The 21,566-nt window shown below is 50.5% G+C and carries 22 protein-coding genes; 4 read left to right on the top strand and 18 right to left on the bottom strand.

Going from position 1 to position 21,566, the window contains the following annotated elements:
- Window positions 1-323: 323 nt before the first annotated feature.
- From Q4491_RS01040 to yceD, 13 genes are all read right to left on the bottom strand, one after another.
- Window positions 324-1,100, bottom strand: coding sequence for a TatD family hydrolase (locus Q4491_RS01040; RefSeq protein WP_303453501.1), 777 nt, complete (start codon window positions 1,098-1,100; stop codon window positions 324-326).
- A 28-nt stretch (window positions 1,101-1,128) separates the two neighbouring features.
- Window positions 1,129-2,091 (bottom strand): DNA polymerase III subunit delta', encoded by a 963-nt coding sequence (gene holB / locus Q4491_RS01035; protein WP_303453498.1) that lies wholly within the window; start codon window positions 2,089-2,091, stop codon window positions 1,129-1,131.
- A complete protein-coding gene (tmk, locus tag Q4491_RS01030) occupies window positions 2,088-2,726 on the bottom strand; it encodes a dTMP kinase (protein WP_303453495.1) in 639 nt (212 codons plus the stop codon). The genes holB and tmk overlap by 4 nt, the downstream gene beginning before the upstream one ends.
- Window positions 2,727-3,737 carry an endolytic transglycosylase MltG gene (gene mltG, locus Q4491_RS01025; protein ID WP_218382977.1) on the bottom strand — a complete coding sequence of 337 codons (1,011 nt, stop codon included), beginning with the start codon at window positions 3,735-3,737 and terminating at the stop codon, window positions 2,727-2,729. It lies immediately after the preceding gene.
- On the bottom strand, window positions 3,731-4,555 hold the full coding sequence (gene pabC, locus Q4491_RS01020) for an aminodeoxychorismate lyase (protein ID WP_192015201.1): 825 nt from the start codon (window positions 4,553-4,555) through the stop codon (window positions 3,731-3,733). The genes mltG and pabC overlap by 7 nt, the downstream gene beginning before the upstream one ends.
- A gap of 63 nt (window positions 4,556-4,618) precedes the next feature.
- Complete coding sequence (gene fabF / locus Q4491_RS01015) at window positions 4,619-5,857, bottom strand: beta-ketoacyl-ACP synthase II (protein WP_192015200.1); 1,239 nt, start codon at window positions 5,855-5,857, stop codon at window positions 4,619-4,621.
- 89 nt (window positions 5,858-5,946) lie between these two features.
- A complete protein-coding gene (gene acpP, locus Q4491_RS01010; RefSeq protein ID WP_027253507.1) occupies window positions 5,947-6,186 on the bottom strand; it encodes an acyl carrier protein in 240 nt (79 codons plus the stop codon).
- A 157-nt stretch (window positions 6,187-6,343) separates the two neighbouring features.
- Entirely contained in the window at window positions 6,344-7,078 is a 735-nt protein-coding gene (gene fabG / locus Q4491_RS01005; protein ID WP_192015199.1) for a 3-oxoacyl-ACP reductase FabG, read from the bottom strand.
- 91 nt (window positions 7,079-7,169) lie between these two features.
- Window positions 7,170-8,093 (bottom strand): ACP S-malonyltransferase, encoded by a 924-nt coding sequence (fabD, locus tag Q4491_RS01000; RefSeq protein ID WP_192015198.1) that lies wholly within the window; start codon window positions 8,091-8,093, stop codon window positions 7,170-7,172.
- A gap of 114 nt (window positions 8,094-8,207) precedes the next feature.
- Window positions 8,208-9,164, bottom strand: a complete 957-nt coding sequence (locus Q4491_RS00995) for a beta-ketoacyl-ACP synthase III (RefSeq protein WP_192015197.1) — start codon at window positions 9,162-9,164, stop codon at window positions 8,208-8,210.
- Window positions 9,165-9,169: 5 nt separating this feature from the next.
- Window positions 9,170-10,198, bottom strand: coding sequence for a phosphate acyltransferase PlsX (gene plsX, locus Q4491_RS00990; protein WP_303453484.1), 1,029 nt, complete (start codon window positions 10,196-10,198; stop codon window positions 9,170-9,172).
- Window positions 10,199-10,207: 9 nt separating this feature from the next.
- On the bottom strand, window positions 10,208-10,378 hold the full coding sequence (gene rpmF, locus Q4491_RS00985) for a 50S ribosomal protein L32 (protein WP_192015195.1): 171 nt from the start codon (window positions 10,376-10,378) through the stop codon (window positions 10,208-10,210).
- A 5-nt stretch (window positions 10,379-10,383) separates the two neighbouring features.
- A complete protein-coding gene (yceD, locus tag Q4491_RS00980) occupies window positions 10,384-10,914 on the bottom strand; it encodes a 23S rRNA accumulation protein YceD (RefSeq protein WP_027253513.1) in 531 nt (176 codons plus the stop codon).
- A 231-nt stretch (window positions 10,915-11,145) separates the two neighbouring features.
- Between yceD and Q4491_RS00975 the strand changes: the two genes are divergently transcribed.
- The gene (locus Q4491_RS00975) at window positions 11,146-11,727 is read left to right on the top strand and encodes a nucleoside triphosphate pyrophosphatase (RefSeq protein ID WP_303453473.1); all 582 of its coding nucleotides are present in this window, start codon (window positions 11,146-11,148) and stop codon (window positions 11,725-11,727) included.
- Window positions 11,728-11,732: 5 nt separating this feature from the next.
- Here Q4491_RS00975 and rluC read toward each other — a convergent pair whose 3' ends face one another.
- The gene (gene rluC / locus Q4491_RS00970; RefSeq protein ID WP_192015193.1) at window positions 11,733-12,677 is read right to left on the bottom strand and encodes a 23S rRNA pseudouridine(955/2504/2580) synthase RluC; all 945 of its coding nucleotides are present in this window, start codon (window positions 12,675-12,677) and stop codon (window positions 11,733-11,735) included.
- 465 nt (window positions 12,678-13,142) lie between these two features.
- Here rluC and rne point away from each other — a divergent pair, with 465 nt between their 5' ends.
- Window positions 13,143-16,412: a ribonuclease E gene (gene rne / locus Q4491_RS00965; protein ID WP_303453468.1), complete on the top strand. Its 3,270-nt coding sequence runs from the start codon at window positions 13,143-13,145 to the stop codon at window positions 16,410-16,412.
- A gap of 124 nt (window positions 16,413-16,536) precedes the next feature.
- On the opposite strand, the gene Q4491_RS00960 is transcribed toward rne, so the two are convergent.
- The 3 genes from Q4491_RS00960 to Q4491_RS00950 form a co-directional block, all read right to left on the bottom strand.
- Window positions 16,537-17,010 (bottom strand): low molecular weight protein-tyrosine-phosphatase, encoded by a 474-nt coding sequence (locus tag Q4491_RS00960; RefSeq protein ID WP_303453465.1) that lies wholly within the window; start codon window positions 17,008-17,010, stop codon window positions 16,537-16,539.
- Window positions 17,011-17,269: 259 nt separating this feature from the next.
- Complete coding sequence (locus Q4491_RS00955; protein ID WP_303453462.1) at window positions 17,270-18,121, bottom strand: universal stress protein; 852 nt, start codon at window positions 18,119-18,121, stop codon at window positions 17,270-17,272.
- Window positions 18,122-18,130: 9 nt separating this feature from the next.
- On the bottom strand, window positions 18,131-19,621 hold the full coding sequence (locus Q4491_RS00950) for a SulP family inorganic anion transporter (protein ID WP_303453459.1): 1,491 nt from the start codon (window positions 19,619-19,621) through the stop codon (window positions 18,131-18,133).
- A 287-nt stretch (window positions 19,622-19,908) separates the two neighbouring features.
- On the opposite strand from Q4491_RS00950, the gene Q4491_RS00945 reads away from it, so the two are divergent.
- The gene (locus Q4491_RS00945; RefSeq protein ID WP_192015188.1) at window positions 19,909-20,241 is read left to right on the top strand and encodes a YnfA family protein; all 333 of its coding nucleotides are present in this window, start codon (window positions 19,909-19,911) and stop codon (window positions 20,239-20,241) included.
- Between the two features lie 172 nt (window positions 20,242-20,413).
- Window positions 20,414-20,971, top strand: coding sequence for an NADPH-dependent FMN reductase (locus Q4491_RS00940; protein ID WP_303453456.1), 558 nt, complete (start codon window positions 20,414-20,416; stop codon window positions 20,969-20,971).
- A gap of 121 nt (window positions 20,972-21,092) precedes the next feature.
- Here the strand turns inward: Q4491_RS00940 and Q4491_RS00935 are convergent, their stop codons facing one another.
- Window positions 21,093-21,551 carry a glycine zipper 2TM domain-containing protein gene (locus Q4491_RS00935; RefSeq protein WP_192015186.1) on the bottom strand — a complete coding sequence of 153 codons (459 nt, stop codon included), beginning with the start codon at window positions 21,549-21,551 and terminating at the stop codon, window positions 21,093-21,095.
- Between the last annotated feature and the right edge of the window lie 15 nt (window positions 21,552-21,566).

The following is a 21,566-nucleotide window of genomic DNA, read 5'->3' as shown; positions in this document are numbered from 1 at the left end:
ATCAATCAATATTGCCAACCGAAGATGAAAGTAAGTTTCAGTTTGACGCATAGATCACAATTAACAATCAACTCAAAAAACACATCAAAATCAAACAACTTGATTATAAATCAAATACTTAATGTAAGTATTTGGCATTACAGCCGAATGTAATTATATTTCACTTTTGTATCCCATGTTTCTTTATGTAACGAACGAAGATTTCATGGAATGACAGGTAAAGATTGGGGGGAGATTGAAAAAGGAGAGAAAAAATAAAATAAATGGATAAAACCTATTGGATTAATTTAAAAAAAGGAGCCTCAGCTCCTTTTTTATCCGTTTTAGCGTTTTGCCTGCGAAAAAAGTCGGAAAAAGTTTTCACTCGACACTCTGGCAACCTCAGCGGCAGAAACCCCTTTCAGCAGGCCTATATACTCTGCAACTTCTTTAACATAAGCAGGCTGATTTTCTTTACCGCGATAAGGGACAGGCGCTAAGTAGGGTGAATCTGTTTCCACCAATAGCCGCTCCAGAGGCAAACGACTCACCACATCTTTCAGCTCAGCAGCTTTATTAAAAGTCACAATTCCGGAAATGGAAATATAAAAGCCCAGCTCAATTGCCGCTTCTGCCATTTCCAGGCTTTCAGTGAAACAATGCAATACACCGCCACAGCGCTCAGCGCCTTCTTCGCGCAGAATACGAATGGTATCTTCACGCGCCATGCGGGTGTGAATGATCAACGGCTTGTTCAGCTCAACCGCCAAACGGATATGCTGACGGAAAATATCCTGTTGCTGTTCGGCCAGTTCAGGTTGGTAGTGGTAATCCAACCCGGTTTCACCGATAGCGACGACTTTATCATCACTGGCATATTGCCTCAGCAGGCCATAATCAAAGCCAGCGTCAATATCCAGCGGATGCACCCCACAAGATGCAAACACATGATCGAAAGGGGCAATCATCGCCATCATGGCAGGGAAACTGTTCAGGGTGACACCGACGGACAGAAAATACTCTACTCCCCGAGCCTGTGCTTTTGCCAGTACGTCTGCAACATCAGTATGCAGTTCGTTGTAATTCAATTTATCAAGGTGGCAATGGGAATCTACTAGCACCTGAATATCCTCTCGCGTTTCGGTGTATTTATGTTGCACTGATAAAGCCTGACAACCAGTCAGAGATCAACAACTCATCATTCAGACCAGGATGGCTTTCCAGTTCCCGAATCAGGGCATTAAGCCCTTTTATTTGCGCCAGCAATGTGACCGTGGTCAGCTGCCCCGCGATTTGCCTGACCAAAGGTGCTGATTCACAATGAATCAAGTGCTGCTCAGCGCCTTGCTGTACTTTCAGGCAGTCAACCAGAAAATAGCTCAGCCATTTCAGGCTTAAGTGGCCATCTTTCATGCAGCTGTCAGCCACACTGAACAGGCCACTATGGGGGGGAGACAGAAACTGATGAAAGCCGGCCAGCAAATGCTGATGACGGATATCCTGTCCCTGCTCGATAAACGCTAAGGCTGCCAGAGGCGCATTGCCGTTAAGCCGTACAGCCTCCAGTTTGATTGATTGCATCAGTTTATGTTCAACCCAGCGCTTAGCATCCTGCTCAGGCGGCAGAGGCAGACGCCACTTGTTACACCGGCTGTTAATCGTTGGCAGTAAGCGATCCAGCTCAGTGGCGGTTAAGATGAACTGGCAGTTTGCCGGCGGTTCTTCCAGTGTTTTCAGCAAGGCATTCGCCGCCGCCTCACCCATATGCTCTGACTGCTCAATCAGTACCACACGCTTACCGCCAAGCTGGGAGGTTTCCCACGCCCAGTGGTTACACTGACGAACCATATCAACGCCAATGGCTTTGCCATCCTGCGGACTGATACTGTGACAATCTGGGTGGGTACCGGCTTCAAACAACTGGCAGCTGTGGCAGATCCCACAGGACTCTTCAACACCGTTCTGGCAGAGCACAGTTTTTGCCAGCTGGCGTATCAACACGTCCCCGGCGCACCCGGCAGGTGAAATCAACAGCATGGCGTGATGCAAACGATCCTGACTCAAAAGCTGCTGCCATTGCTGCCAGACCGTTGTCAGCCAGGGGTAACTCATGCTGACTCCTGCTGAGCCAGCCAGGCATTCAACTGCAGGCGGATATCCGACGTCACAGCTTCCAGTGATTGGGACGCATCAATAATCACCACTTTGCGGTTATTACGTGACAGCGCTAAAAACCGCTCCCGGGTTCGTTCGAAGAAAGACAGATCCATTTTTTCAATGCGATCCAAAGCCCCGCGTCCCCGAGCCCGTGACAAACCAAGCTCTGGGTCAATGTCCATGTAAATGGTCAGATCCGGTTCAAAATCGCCAAGCACCATGGTTTTGATCCCAGACATCAGCTCAGGGTCAAATCCCCTGCCGCCGCCCTGGTAAGCCTGCGACGACATATCATGACGATCGCCCACCACCCAGTGACCTGCACGCAGCGCAGGCTTAATAACATTTTCTACCAGTTGGCTGCGCGCCGCATACAGCAACAGCAACTCAGCCATATCTGTTAATGGCTCTTCCGGGTGCCCTTCTTTCACCAGCGCTCGCATTTGTTCTGCCAGGGGAGTCCCGCCTGGTTCGCGGGTAGACTGAATGTCGGTGATCCCCCGTGCCGCGAGCGTGTCCAGCACGGTTGCAATCGCGGTACTTTTACCCGCCCCTTCCAGGCCTTCGATGACGATAAATTTTCCGTTCATTTATTGTTTTAATATCTTCAGATAATGGCGAACAGCACGATTATGCTCGCTTAATGTTGTTGAGAAAGTATGGCCACCTTTTCCGTCGGCCACAAAATAGTAGTAACCTGTCTGGGCAGGTTTCACCGCGGCAATCACAGAGGCCGCGCTTGGCATAGCAATAGGTGTGGGTGGTAAGCCGTCTATGGTATAGGTGTTATAGGGTGTCGGTGTTCGCAAATCTTTTCTGCGAATATTGCCGTCAAATTTCTCCCCTAAGCCATAAATCACCGTCGGATCCGTTTGAAGACGCATCCCTTTGTGCAGACGATTCATAAAGACAGATGACACTTTAGCCCGCTCTTCATCAACCGCCGTTTCTTTCTCGATAATGGAAGCCATAATCAAGACTTCGTATGGATTATTGAGCGGAATCGAATCGTCCCGCTCTTTCCAGGCATTATCAAGCAGCTCCGTCATATGCTTATAAGCGCGCTTGAGCAAAGCCAGATCAGATGTGCCCGCTGTATAGTGATAGGTTTCAGGTAACAGATACCCTTCCAGCTTATCGACATCGGCGCCGATAGCTTTGGCGATATCCTGCTCTGTCATCTGGGAAGTGTCGTTCTTCAGCATTGGGGCATTTTCCAGCTCAGCCAGCCAGTCGGAAAAACGGCCGCCCTCCAGTAAGGTGATCGCAAACTGGTGTTCTTTGCCCGAGGCCACCGTTCTCAGGATATCGCGCAGGGTATGTGCCTGCTCAATGGCATATGTACCCGCTTTAATTTGAGCCAGTTGCGGTTCGATCCGCCCGATCCAGCGCGCCCAGGGAGAGTCGGCGATCATCCCCATCTGAGTCAGCTGGTAAAGTAAGCCTCGGAAAGTGGAGCCCTGTCTGACCGTGAGATATGGCTCAGTATTTTTTAACAGCGGCTGGTCAATACTTGCTCTTACCTGCACATACGTCCAGCCTGCACCGCCTGCCAGGATGGCCCCCAGCAGTACAAACACCAATGCCAGTTTCTTTAGCACGTGTACAACCTCTTCATTATCGCTTTTAACGCACTGTGTTCAGTGTACGTTCTCATTTGGATTTTCGTGACCGGCACCAGGGCCATCAACGCATTAGTAATAAAGACTTCATCAGCGCAAAGCAAGGTGTCGAGCGGGCTTTTGACAAACTCAAGACAATAGCCCAAATCGCTTGCCTGCTGACAGACGTGCGCCCGCATTAAGCCATGCACCCCAGCCAGATCCAAAGCTGGTGTGTATAGCCTATTACCGCAACGCCAGAAAATATTGGAGGCACTGGTTTCCGCCACATGGTCATTCGCATCTAGCACTACAGCATCAAGCCAGCCATTCCGTTCAATTTCCTGCTTCAACAGCACCTGCTCCAAACGGTTCAGGTGCTTTAAGCCGGCTAACATGGGAGAAAGCCCGAGCCGCTGCTGACAAACTCCTAACTCGATACCTTCCTGCTGCCATTTCTCGTAAAAGGCTGGCCAGGTAAAGTCGGAAATAATGACCTGAGTCTGATGGCAGCCTGCAGGGCTGTAGCCTCGGCCTCCGGCACCCCGGCTGATAAGTATTTTTACAACCCCTTTTTCAGGGTATCCCCTGGCAAGAGACATCACCTTATCTGTTAGGGGCGACCAGTCTGGAGCATCAATGTCCAGTCTTTTCAAGGTCGTTTGCAGGCGTTCAAGGTGCAGATGCCAAAGCCTGGGTTCACTGTGTTCAACCAGCACAGTCGTAAAACAACCGTCGCCGTACTGCAAAGCACGAGCAGACACATCAACCGTGTCTTGTTCCACATAACCCTTTGCAACACTGTTGATCCACACCATTGCGACCCCCATAAAAAAACGGCCCGGTTAGATGACCGGGCCGTCTAGCATAACAGAATCGACTTAGATTTTCTTGAACAGCAAGGAGCCATTCGTGCCGCCGAATCCGAAGGAGTTACACAGTGCGTACTCCATCGAAACCTGACGGGCTTCACCCGGGACATAATCCAGGTCGCAACCTTCGTCTGGATTCTCCAGGTTGATAGTTGGCGGTACCGCCTGATCAACCAGAGACATAACAGTAATAATGGATTCCACAGAACCTGCTGCGCCCAGCAAGTGACCAGTCATTGACTTAGTTGAAGACACAAGCACCTTGTCTGCCGCTGCACCCAAGGCACGTTTAATGCCCAGTGTTTCAGCAACGTCACCAGCCGGTGTAGAGGTACCGTGTGCATTCACATAGCCAATCTGATCTTGCGAAATAGCAGCATCACGAATAGCAGCTTCCATGGCCAGGGCACCGCCAGAACCATCAGCACTTGGCGAGGTCATGTGAAAAGCATCACCACTCATACCAAAGCCAACCAGCTCAGCATAAATCTTGGCACCGCGCGCTTTCGCGTGCTCATACTCTTCCAACACCATCATGCCGGCACCGTCACCCAGGACGAAACCGTCACGATCTTTGTCCCAAGGGCGAGATGCGCCCTGAGGATCATCGTTACGGGTAGACAGCGCTTTCGCCGCAGCAAAGCCTCCCATACCCAGCGGTGTTGAGGCTTTTTCTGCACCACCAGCCAGCATCATGTCCGCATCTCCGTATACAATCATACGGGCGGCGTGACCAATGTTGTGCAGGCCAGTCGTACAGGCAGTAGAAATTGCAATGTTTGGACCGCGCAGGCCGTACATGATAGACAAATGACCGGCAATCATGTTGACAATAGTGGATGGTACAAAGAATGGGCTGATTTTACGCGGACCCTTTTCAAGCATTGCCTGATGGTTGACTTCAATCAGGCCAATACCACCAATACCTGAACCGATAGCAACACCAAAGCGACTGGCGTTGTCTTCGCCGACTTCAATACCAGAGTCTTTCAGCGCCTGAATACCAGCAGCCACGCCATACTGGATGAACAGATCCATTTTGCGGGCATCTTTCTTTGACATGTAATCTTCGCAATTGAAGTCTTTGACCATGCCAGCAAAACGGGTTGCAAAATCACTCGCATCGAAGTGCTCAATATTGCTGATACCACTCTGGCCTGCCAACAAGGCTTTCCATGAAGATTCGACAGTATTGCCAACCGGCGACAGCATACCCATGCCAGTTACAACTACGCGACGCTTAGACACGATTTATTCTCCGGGAACTGAAGTATTAAATAAGGATTTACAAATGAAAATCAGGCGGTCATGGAGACCGCCTGGAAGTGTTCTTGAGATTACTCAGCAGAAGCGCTTACAACGTAGTCGATAGCTGCCTGAACTGTAGTAATTTTCTCAGCTTCTTCATCTGGAATTTCTGTGTCGAATTCTTCTTCCAGAGCCATTACCAGCTCAACAGTATCCAGAGAGTCAGCACCCAAATCGTCAACAAAAGAAGCTTCGTTCTTTACTTCAGACTCATCTACGCCCAGCTGCTCAACGATGATTTTTTTTACGCGTTCTTCGATGTTGCTCATACTAATCTATTTCCTTAACAAGAGTTCGCTATTGCGATTTGCTGTAGTTTATTCATTACTGTAAAAGTTGCAACACTCAGGGTGCTGGTCAAACCACGATTCTGCGTCAAATCTACGTGAGTTTGACCTGCATCCAAAAAGATTTCAACTTTTTTGCTTAAATCATGTACATGCCGCCATTAACGTGCAGGGTTTCGCCTGTAACGTAACCAGCATCGTCAGAGGCTAGAAATGCAACAGCTGCTGCAATTTCACGCGGCTCGCCTAAACGTCCCGCAGGCACAGCAGACAACGTAGAGGCACGTTGCTCATCATTCAGAGCTTTGGTCATATCCGTTTCAATGAAACCAGGTGCCACAGCGTTCACTGTGATACCACGTGAAGCCACTTCGCGTGCCATGGATTTAGTGAAACCGATCACACCGGCTTTTGCCGCTGAATAGTTTGCCTGACCCGCATTACCCATAGTACCGACCACAGAACCAATGCTGATAATACGCCCATAACGCTTTTTCATCATTGAACGTAGCACAGCTTTAGACAGACGGAAAATCGAGGTCAGGTTAGTGTTGATGATATCCTGCCATTCGTCATCTTTCATTCGCATCAGCAGGTTATCGCGCGTAATACCGGCGTTGTTCACCAGAATATCAACATCACCAAATTCTTCTTTGATCTGCTTCAGTACTGCATCAATAGACTCAGGAGAAGTCACATTCAGTGCCAGACCTTTACCTTTATCACCCAGGTAAGCGCTAATCGCTTCCGCGCCACTTTCAGAAGTGGCAGTGCCGACTACGGTTGCACCACGTTCAACCAGGATTTCTGCGATCGCACGGCCGATACCACGGCTTGCGCCGGTGACCAGAGCAACTTTACCTTCCAGGCTCATGTTTTTTCCTCTTTATATAGCCTGTCATTGTTTACAGGCTGATTATTCGGTTTGCCGCGTACTGACCAGCAGCTATCGCGACAACGTCAGATTATTTAGCCGCTGCCAGGCTGGCTGGATCATTCACAGCAGCGCCATTGAGCGATTTGTCAATGCGCTTAGTCAGACCTGTCAGCACTTTGCCTGGCCCCACTTCCAGCAGCAGTTCGATACCTTCAGCGGCCATACGCTCGACAGATTCTGTCCAGCGCACAGGGCCATAAAGCTGTTTAACCAGCGCCAGCTTGATCGCTGCCGGGTCGGTTTCAGTCGCGACGTCCGCATTGTTAATCACTGGAATAACCGGCGGATTGAAAGTGACTGACTCAAGCGCCACGGCCAGTTTATCGGCAGCTGGTTTCATTAACGCGCAATGAGACGGTACAGACACAGGCAACGGCAGTGCGCGTTTCGCGCCTGCGGCTTTACACAGATCGTTCGCACGTTCCACTGCCGCTTTATGCCCTGCAATAACAACCTGACCCGGTGAATTAAAGTTAACCGGTGCAACCACTTCGCCCTGAGCCGCTTCTTCGCACGCTTTAGCAATAGCGTCATTGTCCAGACCAATGATAGCCGACATAGCACCCACACCGGCTGGTACCGCTTCTTGCATCAGTTGGCCGCGCAGCTCAACCAGCTTAATAGCATCGCTAAAATCCAGCACACCAGCACAAACCAATGCAGAATATTCGCCCAGACTATGGCCGGCCAGAACAGCAGGCTGTGCGCCCCCTTCTTGCTGCCAGACACGCCAGATAGCAACCGAAGCCGCCAAAAGAGCAGGCTGAGTGCGGTGAGTCTGGTTCAGATCTTCGGCCGGGCCATTCTGAATCAGCGCCCACAGGTCATAACCCAGGGCATCAGATGCTTGTGCAAAAGTTTGCTGTACGCTTTCATACTGCTCAGCCAGTTCAGCCAGCATGCCAACAGCCTGAGACCCCTGACCAGGGAAAACAATCGCGAACTTAGACATTCGAGAATCCTTATACAAAGAGAAATGGCATCCAAGATGCCATCAATGATGCGGTAATCAGGCGACTATTGATTAATTCCGCCTGTGCCTCATAGTAAAAAACGTGCGGTTCTATCAGAATTTCACCAGTGCCGAACCCCAGGTGAATCCACCACCAAAGGCTTCCAGCAACAGTGTCTGTCCCCGCTGGATGCGGCCGTCTCGTACGGCTTCATCCAGCGCGGCCGGCACCGTTGCCGCTGACGTGTTCCCTTGCTTATCCAGAGTCACGACAACCTGATCCATCGACATTGACAGCTTTTTCGCCGTCGCCGTAATAATGCGCAAATTGGCCTGATGCGGCACCAGCCAGTCCAAATCGGATTTTTCCATATTATTGGCGGCCAGTGTATCCGTCACCAGATTCGACAGCTGAGTGACGGCCACTTTGAAGACTTCGTTGCCTGCCATGTAGAGCCATTTATTACAATCAAATGTCTCACCGTGTTCAGGCACAGCCAAACTGAGCAAACCGCCAAAATGGCCATCTGCATGTAGATGGGTAGAAATGATACCGGCTTCTTCACTGGCGCCCAGCACAACGGCCCCTGCACCATCACCAAATAAAATGATGGTGGAACGGTCTTGCGGGTCGCACTTATGGGACAGCGCATCCGCACCGATAACCAGAACCTTCTTCGCCATACCGGTTTTGATGTGTTGATCCGCCACACTCAAGGCATAGACAAAACCGGAACAGGCCGCCGCAAGATCAAATGCCGGGCACCCTTTGACGCCAAGCATGCCCTGTACCTGACAGGCTGCAGACGGAAAAGCATGGCTGGCTGAGGTTGTCGCAACGATAATTAAATCAATCTCGTCAGCCGCAACACCGGCCATTTCCATCGCACGGCTTGCAGCGTGATACCCCATTACTGCGACTGTTTCCTCTTCTGCCGCGATGCGACGCTCACGAATACCAGTGCGAGCGACAATCCACTCATCGCTGGTATCCACCATTTTCTCCAGATCCGCATTGGTACGAACCTGCTCTGGCAGATAGCTGCCAGTGCCTAATATTCTGCTATACATGAAGACTAAAAATGCCTCTCAAGTAGTACGTGTTCCAAACGGTCACTGATTTTTGCCGGTATCTTCCGCTTGATTTCATGTACTGCTTCACCAATTGCATTGGTAAAAGCAGCAATGTCAGCACTTCCATGGCTTTTAACGACAATACCGCGCAATCCTAACAGACTTGCGCCATTGTACTGGTCGGGGTTCAGGCTTTGTATCTGACGGAACAGGTCACTAAACAGCCACTTAGCGATCAATCGCTTGATAGGATGCTGGCTGACAGCCTGTTTAAAGCTCTCTATAAAGAGATTAGCAACCCCTTCGCTGGTTTTCAGGCTAACATTGCCGACAAAACCATCACAGACAACCACGTCGGCTTTACCGTCATACAGTTCATTGCCTTCAACATAGCCAATGTAATGTACATCCGGCGAACGGCTCAGCATAGATGCACAGCGTTTAACAAGATCGTTGCCTTTTATTTCTTCAGAACCAATATTGAGCAGGGCCACTTTGGGCGGCCTGCCCGTCATTTCCTGCTCCGCCAGTACCGATCCCATCACAGCAAACTGAAACAAAGTATCAGCATCACAAGATACATTGGCACCCAGATCCAGCAGCCATGTTTTGCCACCGCGGCGGCTGGGGATTGCGGACACTAAAGCAGGACGCTCCACGCCGGGTAATTGCTTCAACGTATAGCGAGCCAATGCCATAAGAGCGCCGGTATTCCCTGCACTGACACAGGCATCCGCGTCACCTTCTGCCACAGCATCCAATGCCCGCCGCATAGACGAACCCTGGCTTTGGCGTAATGCTTGAGACGGACGAGTGTGATCAGCGATGGCACGATCGCAATGGACAACAGTCAGACGGGGATGATGAGTAGCATTGAGCGATGAGAGTTGAGCGGTGATTGCACTTTGATCACCGAAGAGGAGCAGATTTAGCGACGGGTATTGTAACAGTGCCTGCACGGCGGCAGGCACTGTTACCTGAGGACCGAAGTCCCCACCCATTGCATCAAGTGCAACGGTTAGACCAGTCAAGGTTCAACCTTATTTGTTGATAACCTTGCGGCCACGGTAAAAACCGTCAGCAGTCACGTGGTGACGCAGATGGGTTTCACCGCTGTTCTGATCGACAGATACAGCAGCGCCAGTCAGTGCATCGTGTGAACGACGCATACCACGTGCTGAACGTGATTTTTTGCTCTTTTGTACGGCCATTAACCCTACTCCTTATTACTTTTACTCAAGTTTTTTAATACTGCAAACGGATTCGGACGCTCATCAGCAACAGGGATCTCACCGAAGCTCATACCTGATGCAGTGACTGAACAGTCAGCTTCATCATGCATTGGCACTTGCGGTAACTCCAGAATCAGCTCATCTTCGATGAGTTGAAGCAGATTGATCTCACCATTTTCGTCGACTTCAGCCGGCTCATAAGCTTCCGGAAACTCATCTGCTTCCTCGGGTCTGAGGAGCGGACTATAACAGAAATCCACACTGTAATGGTGTTGGAATTCTTCCTGACATCGCTGGCAGGTTAACATCACATCAACATCAGCATGCCCACGCATGAATGCGATATGACGCTGGTCAAAGTCAAATGATAAGATGACGTTTGCATCACTTAAAACGCTGGAAGCCGATTCAGCCAGACGCTCTAAAAGCTCGGCTTTGATGATGCCATCATAGTCGAGCTTTTTTTGAGCAGCGCGGACCGGATCTACCGTCAGCGGCAATTTTACCTTTTGCATAGGGCGCGAATATTAGCCTTCTAATTGGTTTGAGTCAAAGGAAATGTGTCCGAAATCCCAGCTTTTGACCATTTCCCCCCAAGGGGTTTTCATTGCCAGTCCAAGTCCATGGTACGGCAGGTATAATAAGGTTGGTTCTGAGTTAAAACTAGCGTAGATTTCAGCTTATTGCTCCCCCAATCTCTGGGGGTAAAAACGCACTGAACACACCTACACACATTGAGTCAAATCATGAAACAACCGCTACTTCTGGCTTCTACTTCTCCCTTCCGTCGCAGTCTGCTGGAGAAGTTCGGTTTACCGTTCGACTGCGCATCACCCAATATTGATGAAACACCGTTTCCTGATGAATCGGCTGAAACACTGGTAAAACGGCTGGCTGAAGCCAAAGCCCGAGCATGCCGGGCAGAACATCCGTCTCATATCATCATCGGCTCGGATCAGGTCTGCGTCATTAACGGCAAGATAGTGGGTAAACCTCATACCGCAGAGCTGGCCTGTGCCCAGCTCGCCGCCGCCAGCGGTCAGACAGTCACTTTTTATACTGGCCTGTGCGTCTATAACGCTCAGACTGATAACAGCGACGTCATCTGTGAACCCTTTCTCGTGCATTTTCGCACTCTGACTCTGGTTGAGATCCAACGTTATATTGAACGTGAACAACCTTTACAGTGCGCCGGCAGCTTCAAAAGCGAAGGCTTAGGTATCGCGTTGTTTGACCGCCTTGAAGGCCGGGATCCCAATACCCTGATCGGTTTGCCCCTCATCAGTTTACGGGAGATGCTGTCCCGACAGGGTATTGACGTCCTTTGAATGCATTAACGCTGGCGAAGCGCCTCCAGCGTTCTGTTGAGCATGGCATCCATGGGCGCATTGATTTCCACTTTCTCACCCGAGTGCGGGTGTTCAAACTGAATATTCGCTGCATGTAAAAAGAGACGACTCAGCCCGGCCGTCTTGGTATACGCATCAAAACGCGGATCACCGTATCTGTCATCCCAGGCAATGGGGTGACCTGTATACTGACAGTGCACACGGATCTGATGCGTACGACCTGTGACCGGACTGGCCTGCACCAGCGTGGCCTCTGTAAAACTTTCCAGTACTTTAAAACGTGTATCAGACGCTTTACCGTTCGGATTAACCCGAACAATACTGTTGACTTCGTTTTTCAGCAGCGGAGCGGTGACTTTACGGCACTCTTTCGGCCACTGCCCCATGACTAACGCAAAATAATATTTCTGAACCGTTTTCTGCCTGAACTGTTCCTGAAGTTTACGCAGGGCTGAACGTTTCTTTGCTATCAGCAAAATGCCTGAAGTGTCTCTGTCTATCCTGTGTACTAACTCCAGAAAGCGCGCATCCGGGCGCAACGCCCGCAGTGCTTCGATGGCACCGAATTTCAGGCCACTGCCACCGTGTACAGCAGTACCTGACGGTTTATTGAGGATAAGCATGTGCTCATCTTCGTAAATGATGCAATTTTCCAGCTCAGCGACTTTGTCCAGTTTAGTGCTGACAGGTGCCGCTGCTTCTTTCTCTGGCAAGGTCACAGGCGGTACTCTCACCAGATCCCCTTCCTGGAGTTTGTACTCCGGTTTTATCCGTTTTTTGTTTACTCGCACCTCACCCTTACGCAAAATCCGGTAAATCATACTTTTGGGCACGTTTTTCAGTCGGGCACGGAGAAAATTATCAATCCTTTGCCCGGCAAAATCATCAGCAATAGCGATGAATTGCACTTTTGGTTTGTCATCTTTCATAGCCCAAGATTCTATCACGGCTATAAAGCAGATTGCCGCAAAAAAGTCACCCTGCTATGATTGCAGTCTGGAACAGGGGAATTTCCCACTTTCCGTGCCATGACGGTCATATTTTCGTCATGATGAATGTTTTTTATCCTGCTCTGCTTGGCGTCGCTGCAATAGGCGTAAGACGATAAGTCATGCAGAGTCATTATTAGTGTTCCGATTGCAGATTTTTTATCGGTGTTAGAGATACAACCGCGATGACGCGGTGTTACCGGCTGAGTACCGTAGGGTCTTAAAGCCACTTTTAATGGTCTTATACCATCTTTAAGTACAGCTGGCAGATACGTGTAGCCATAGAGCACTCCTGAAACATCCAACCGTGAGGTTGCAACCGTAAATCAGACTTGGGGTCAGGCAGCATCGGTAGAAAATCCAATATTGGCTCACTAAAACAACGACAATAAATGAGTACACAGAATGAAAAGAATGTTGATCAACGCAACTCAGAAGGAAGAGTTGCGCGTCGCATTAGTGGACGGTCAAAAGCTATTCGATCTTGATATCGAAAGCCCAGGACACGAATCTAAGAAAGCAAATATCTACAAAGGCCGCATTACCCGTATCGAACCTAGTCTTGAAGCCGCTTTCGTCGACTATGGTGCCGAGCGTCACGGTTTCCTCCCTCTGAAAGAAATTGCACGCGACTACTTCCCAGCCAACTACACCTATCAGGGTCGTCCTAATATTAAGGAAGTGCTGAAAGAAGGTCAGGAAGTTATCGTTCAAGTGGATAAAGAAGAACGCGGCAACAAAGGGGCTGCGCTGACAACCTTTATCTCTCTGGCGGGAAGTTACCTGGTACTGATGCCAAACAACCCTCGTGCCGGCGGTATATCGCGCCGAATCGAAGGGGAAGAACGCACACAACTGAAAGCCGCACTGAGCACCCTGCAGCTACCGGATGGCATGGGCCTGATCGTACGTACTGCTGGCGTGGGCAAATCCGCTGAAGAACTGGAATGGGATTTAAACGTACTGCTCAATCACTGGAGTGCAGTGAAAGAAGCCGCCGATGCCCACCCTGCTCCTTTCCTGATCCATCAGGAAAGTAACGTGATTGCCCGTGCTATTCGTGACTATCTGCGCCGTGATATTGGCGAGATTTTGATCGACAGCCCGAAAATCTTCGACCGCGCCCGCGATCACATCAAACTGATACGTCCTGATTTTCTGCCTAAAGTAAAACGTTACGAAGGCGAAGTACCGCTGTTCAGCCACTATCAGATTGAAAGCCAGATTGAATCGGCTTTCCAGCGTGAAGTGCGACTGCCTTCCGGTGGTTCTGTGGTTATTGACCCGACAGAAGCTCTGACTTCTATCGATATCAACTCAGCCCGCGCCACGAAGGGCGGTGATATCGAAGAAACCGCGCTGCAGACCAACCTGGAAGCGGCCGACGAGATCGCCCGTCAACTGCGTTTGCGCGACTTAGGCGGCCTGGTGGTTATCGACTTCATCGATATGACCCCGGTTCGTCACCAGCGTGAAGTGGAAAACCGCCTGCGCGAAGCCGTGCGAATGGACCGTGCCCGCGTGCAAATCGGCCGTATCTCCCGCTTCGGCCTGCTGGAAATGTCACGTCAGCGTTTGAGTCCTTCTCTGGCTGAAGCCAGCCACCATGTCTGCCCACGCTGTACAGGTACAGGTGTGGTACGTGATAACGAGTCGCTGTCTCTGTCTATTCTTCGCCTAATTGAAGAAGAAGCACTCAAAGACAACAGCTCTCAGGTACAGGCTATCGTACCGGTTGCTGTCGCGTCCTACCTGCTGAACGAGAAACGTCGCTCTGTACAACACATCGAAAAATATCACGATGTAAGAGTGGTGATCGTTCCTAACGCTGATATTGAAACGCCGCATTTTGAAGTGCTGCGTGTACGTACCGGCGAAGAAAAAGACACCTTGTCTTACCACATTCCGCAAGTGCTGGAAGCTACACGTGAGACAGAAGCAGCGGAAGCGGCACCAGAGCGTGCAACCAAAAAGCGTGAAGAGCCCATTCTGCAAGGATTTACTGCGCCAAAAGCACCAGCGCCGGTTGTTAAGCCTGCTCCTGCCACAGTCTCTGAGCCGACGGCCAACGCAGAAAGCAAGCCTGGTCTGTTCCAGCGACTGTTCAGCGCTCTTGCCAGCTTCTTTAGCAGCACCGCTGAAGAGAAGCCGGCAGAAAAGCCAGAGACTACACCTGCCGTACGCCAGGATAACCGACGTGACAACCGTCGTGATAACCGCCGCGGCAAAGACGGCAGCCGTCAGGGTCAGAGCCGTAACCGTCAGGATGATGATCGCGATTCACGCGACGCGAAAGCTGGCGAAAAAGGTCAGCGTCAGCAGCGTCGTCGCAATGAGCGTCCTAAGCAAGACCGTAACGCCCAGGCTGAAAAGCCAGCGAAAGCGGCGGCACCGCGCACAATAGCTGATGAAGAAATCAAAGAGCAAAAACGCCAACGCCGCGATGAAGTGCAAAAGCAACGCCGTAAAGAAAAGCAGCAACAGGCTGAAACGGCAGAGGTAATTGACACCGTTGAAGCGACCACCGACAACGTTGAGCAACCAAAGACCGAGAAGGTAAAACAACGCCGTCAACGTCGCCAGCTGCATAAGAAGATCCGCCTGGAATCTGCAGAGCTGCAGCCAGCCGGTGACACAGAGCAAGCTCCTGCTGCGGTCAGCGATAACACGCCAAGCCGTGTTAAGAACGTCGGTATCGAAATGGCCAAAGAAGCCAACTCTGCCGCTGAGCTAGAATCTGCCGATGTGCAGTCGGAAACAGATGCTCAGGAAGGTCAGGAAGGTCAACGCCGTAACCGCCGCTCACCACGACACCTGCGTGCCAGCGGTCAACGTCGTCGCCGCATCCGCGATACGCGTCCTCAACAGGATGAAGACCAGGTCGATCAGGCAGTCTCTGATGCCATTACCCATGCGGTAGAAGAAGTGTCTGACAGCCTGGGCGAAATGGAAAACGTGGTCTCCATTGTTGAGCGTCCTAAGCGTCGTCCAACTACCGGTGTGGCGTCTCCTGAAATGGCAATGGGTAAAGTCTGGCCTCGTCACGACAAGCCAGCTGTCCATGCAGAAGATACCGCCGCAGAAGATAGCGCCGAAGAAACTGAAACCCTTGCAGTAGCAGTACAGGCTGAGCAATCCGCCGAGGCACAGGCTGCATCACTGAGCGGTGTGGCCATGCCGGAACTGGCAATGGGTAAAGTCATGCCACTTCGTCAGACTGCAGCGCAAAGTGAGCCAGTACAAGCCCGCGTTGAGCAAGCCGAAACGGCAGCTGTGGCTGAAGCACCTGAAACCACCCAGGTTTCTGAGAGCGCGGCTCCCGACACTGACGTTTCCGTGCCTCTGGTAGCAGAAACTGTCACTGAAGCCGTCGCAGAAACTGTTGCGGAAAAGCAGGCAGAAGAAGCCAGTCCGCAAGAGACCGTTGAACCGCCTGTTATGGCCCAAGTGACAGCAGCCGTTAAGCAGCAAGTGACGGCAAGCGCACCCCGCGGGATTCACAGCGTGTCTCCGATGACTAAGGCACCTGCTCCGCAGCAAGTGCTGGATACGACACCGGTAGCGATTGCACCGTTACGTACCAGTCAGATTCAAGCCCGTCAGGCAGGTAGTCAGACAGCAACTAACGTTGCTTCGGCGCCAATGACCAAAGCAGCCTCAGAGACACAAGAGTAACTCTGACGCAGCAATAAAGACAAAAAGCCATGCGTTTGCATGGCTTTTTACTTTCTGTGTTTCGGATTAACGTACCTCTCCAGTCAGACCACTTAACTCAAAGCCACTTACAGTGCACGCCAAATCACCTTTGTTTCAGACCAGCAACTATCCTGTCCGCAGCAGCTTCGATTAAATCCAGCACATGCTCGAAACCCTCCTCGCCGCCATAGTACGGGTCCGGTACTTCATCTTCCTCTGCATCCGCAAAGGCCAGTAACAAGGACAGCTTAGAAAGATATTCTGCCGGACAGATGGCTGTCAGATCAGACAAATTTTGCCTGTCCGCAACCAGAATTAAATCAAACTTTTCGAAATCGCCGACAGCTATCTGGCGGGCGCGAATCCGCTCAAAGCTGTATCCTCTGGCTTCCCCGGCAGCACGCGAACGACTGTCCGGCCGTTTTCCTTCGTGATACCCAATCGTACCTGCAGAATCGATCTCAACCTCGATGCCTGCTTTCACTGCCTTAGCACGCAACACAGCTTCTGCGGTTGGCGAGCGGCAAATATTACCCATGCAGACTAACAGCACGGATGGTATTCTCTTCTCTGGCATCAATTTTCCTCCTCACCATCAGCTTACCTTTACGCCTGATACAGAGTACGCATCCCTGCCAGGTAAATGCAATATCCAAACAAGCACAGCCTATCTGTGTCTTGCCTGTCGTTGTTTGCGCTGAGCTGCCACAACCACCACAGCCGCATGACGGATCACAGAGGTCAAACAATCACCACCGCCATAGGCGGTGGTTTAGAGGCGACAAAAAAAGGGAGCGAAATCGCTCCCTTGGTCTGAGTCTCTGATGCGCTTTGCGTTATCGGATTAACAGCATAGGAACAGTGGCATCCACCAGAAGCCGGGTGGTATTACTGCCGACAAAGAACTGGCGCAGCTTAGAGTGGCCGTAAGCCCCCATCACTATCATGCCAATCGATTTTTCCTGCTGATATTGCAAAATTGCACTGCCTACTGATCCCGTCAGGCACACTTTAGTAACGTTAATACCTGCGTTGCTCAGGGTCTCGGCCGCAGACTCAAAGGCGTCGCGTTTGTTGTCAGCATCTTCCACCATCACTAAGTGGCACGTCATCCCCTTGAGTAACGGGGTATCAATGGCCTTCTGCACCAGCTTCTGGCTGGTTTCGCTGCCATCAAACGCCAGCAGATACTCAGCCGGTTCACTGAAATCGCCGTTAGCAATCAGAGTGTGGGTCGAAAATGCCCGCACCACACTTTCCAGCTGCGAGCCAATCGCCTTGGCATCCTGCTGATGTAACTCGCCGGATTTACCCAGCACCAGTACCCGAATTTCCGGTTCCAGTTCCAGTAACGTCTCGACAAGATGCCCATGCAGTTGCTGTTTCACCACAGCAGGGACGCCAGTATCAGTGACCAGAGATTCCAGATCATTGAGCAAAGCTTTGCTGTGCTGTATTTCCAGTTTGGAGCGTTTTTCATCCAGCTCGCTGAGCTCTTTCAGTAACGCTTCACGGCTGCCCAGACCAATTGTTCCGGACAGCTGAGAATCAGCCTGATACCTGTCTTTATCCAGCACGTGCAGCAGTTTTAGCGGTGTATCCAAACGCCTGGCTGTCCAGGCTGCCAGGTCCACCACGGCTTTCGAGTAATGCTGGCCGTCTATACATGCGGTAATATATTGCGTCATGATATCTCCTTAATGGCCGCCCATCAGTTTTTCAACTTCTTCCGGCTTGTCATGAACACCAAATTTATCAACTATGGTCGCTGTTGCTTCATTCATGCCAATGAGATCCACCTGAGTACCTTCGCGGCGGAACTTAATGACCACTTTATCCAGCGATGAGACGGCTGTGATATCCCAGAAGTGAGCCGATGACAGATCAATAGTGACACGCTCCAGCACTTCCTTGTAGTCAAAAGAGGCTAAAAATTGATCTGAAGAGGCAAAAAAGACTTGTCCTACAACACGATAAGTTCTTGCTTCGCCATTTTGTTCCAGATCACTCTTCACCACCATAAAGTGGCCGATCTTGTTGGCAAAGAACAAGGCTGCCAACAGAACACCGACAAACACACCGATAGCGAGGTTATGTGTTGCCACGACCACAGCAACGGTGGTGACCATCACAATATTGGTAGACAGCGGGTGTGATTTCAGATCTTTAATCGAAGACCAGGAGAAAGTACCAATAGACACCATAATCATGACAGCAACCAGCGCTGCCATTGGGATCTGCTTGATCCAGTCGCTGAGAAAAACCACCATAATCAGCAGGAACAAACCCGCGATAAAAGTTGATAATCTGCCCCGACCACCGGACTTGATGTTGATAATCGACTGACCAATCATGGCACAACCAGCCATACCGCCCAGGAAGCCAGTCGCGATATTTGCAACCCCCTGACCTTTACACTCACGGTTTTTGTCACTGCTGGTGTCAGTGAGATCATCCACAATTGTGGCTGTCATCATGGACTCCAGCAAACCGACAACTGCCAGGCCAACAGAATAAGGCAGGATAATCAGCAAGGTTTCCAGGTTCAGCGGAACATCAGGCCAAAGAAAGAACGGCAGTGTATCCGGCAGTTGCCCCATATCACCCACAGTGCGAATATCAATACCAAAGGTCAATGTGACTGCAGTAATAACAAGAATACACACCAGTGGCGATGGAAGAACTTTGCCGACATAAGGCAAATAAGGGAACAGGTAGATAATACCCAAACCGGCCGCCGTCAGAGCATAAACGTGCCAGGTTACATCAGTCAGTTCAGGTAACTGGGCCATAAAGATCAAAATGGCTAATGCGTTAACAAATCCCGTGACGACCGAACGGGAAACAAATCGCATTAAATCACCCAATTTCAGATACCCGGCCGCGATTTGCAAGATACCGGTTAATACTGTGGCTGCCAGCAGATACTGCAAACCATGCTCTTTGACCAGAGTCACCATCAACAGCGCCATGGCACCGGTTGCCGCTGAAATCATGCCAGGACGGCCTCCGGTAAACGCAATAATTACCGCGATACTGAATGAGGCATACAGGCCGACTTTCGGGTCAACCCCGGCAATAATGGAAAAAGCAATCGCTTCTGGAATAAGAGCCAGTGCAACTACAAGCCCAGACAATACATCACCACGCACATTGGATAACCAATCGCGCTTTATCGTTTCTATCATAAAATTTCTCAAAAATTTGTGTAAACAAGAGGTTAGAAAGATTAGGGGTGGGTTGTCGGCTAAGGCGGCGTAATTGACATCTGTCTCTCCATGGCGTGTAAAAAGTGTGATCCTATTCACTCCTTTCGACCTAGTCAATAAAAATGCCTTTTTATCCAATCTGTTCGGGATCAGGCGCAACCTGAGTAAACCGAATGAAAAATATCTGCTGCTTCAGTAAATCCCCCTGAAGTGAAGCCATTATGGTTAAATAGCGCCTGAAAACCCACACACTGAAAATACGCCCCATGACAGAACTGAAAACCCTGATGCTGTTTTTATTCACCGCACTGGCAGAAATACTTGGCTGCTACCTTCCCTATTTATGGCTGAGGGAAGGCAAATCCATTTGGCTGTTGTTCCCTGCTGCTATTTGCCTGGCGCTGTTCGCCTGGCTTTTGTCTTTGCACCCCACAGCGTCCGGCCGGGTATACGCTGCCTACGGCGGGGTTTATATCTTCGCTGCCATATTCTGGCTATGGTTGGTTGATGGCATCCGCCCTACGTTTTGGGATTTGCTCGGTGCGTCTGTCGCCATTACGGGCATGTGTATCATCATGTTTGCACCAAGGCATACATAGATATTTTCATCCGGTAAGACTGATGCATATCTGTCAGTCTTTACTGCCAGTCTTACCTCAAATCGCACTGCAACGACATCAAATAGTGCTTTGCCCTTCGTCATTCACGGCGAATCACCACTACACTTGAACATTGACGTTATTAGCCTGTGTCAGTATTCAAGGAAAAAGTATGAAAAAATTATTAATCATCTTCGGCAGTACCCGGCCTAACCGTGGTGGCTTACCAGTTGCTGAGTGGGTAGTACAAGAAGCAGAAACTGCAGAACAATTTGAAGTGGCATTTGCTGATCTGAAAACAGTGAACTTGCCCTTACTGGACGAACCTGATCACCCTGCCCAGCAAAAATACACCCAAGCTCATACTAAGCAATGGAGCCAGACCGTCACTGCTGCGGATGCCATTCTCTTTGTGACCCCGGAATACGACTACTTTCCCCCTGCCGCATTAGTCAACGCCATTCAATTTCTGGCCAAAGAATGGGCTGGGAAGCCAGCAGGCATTGTCAGTTATGGCGGGGTGTCCGGCGGACTGCGTTCAACTCAGGCATTACGACTGCTGCTGTCTGGCGTCGGTACGCTTACCCTGTCTGCTTCCGTGCCTATTGCCTTTTATAACCAATACATTAATGACCAAGGCGTGCTGGAAGCCAATGACGCAATGAAAAAAGGTCTCACGGGTTTGCTGACAGAATTGCAGAGAATGACCGAGCTTGTCGCGAGGGTATAAATACTGGCCAGACTCATCCGAAACATCAGACAGGCCACAAGATGGTGGCCTGTCCAATTCTACCCGTGCAAGCTAAACCACAGGACTATTTATCGGTGAAGCCTCAACGCCAAAGGATGGACTACTGAGGCACTACCCGTGCGGTTCTGCCGGTGACATTAATCCGGACTTTCTGCCCCACCCGAAAAAGCATATTAGGATCAACAGCCTGGACGATGGCTATGGTTTCGCCTGAATCGAGTTTAATCGTCAGATTCACACCGTTACTTTCCGACAGATTCTGTGAGGCTTTACTCCCGGCATAACCACCCAGCAAGCCACCCCCGATGGCAGCAATGTCTGAACCGCTGCCGCCACCGATTTTCGATCCCAGTATCCCGCCCACAGCTGCACCAGCTATGGTGCCAACCACATTCTGCTCACCTTCTAAGGTCACAGGATCAATCTGAACAATAGTGCCGTATTTCACTTGCTGGATCTGCTGTGCCTGAGATCGGCCATAAGAATCACCGTAAGGGTTTCTTGCGCAGCCACTCACTGCCAGCGACACAATGAAAAAGACGAAAAGGACGAATTTCACAACATCACCTTCCTT

Origin of the sequence: Photobacterium sp. 2_MG-2023 (assembly GCF_030547675.1) — a bacterium.
GTDB lineage: Bacteria > Pseudomonadota > Gammaproteobacteria > Enterobacterales > Vibrionaceae > Photobacterium > Photobacterium arenosum.
The sequence above is the reverse complement of the archived record's forward strand: the minus strand, read 5'-3'. Positions and strand labels throughout refer to the sequence as shown.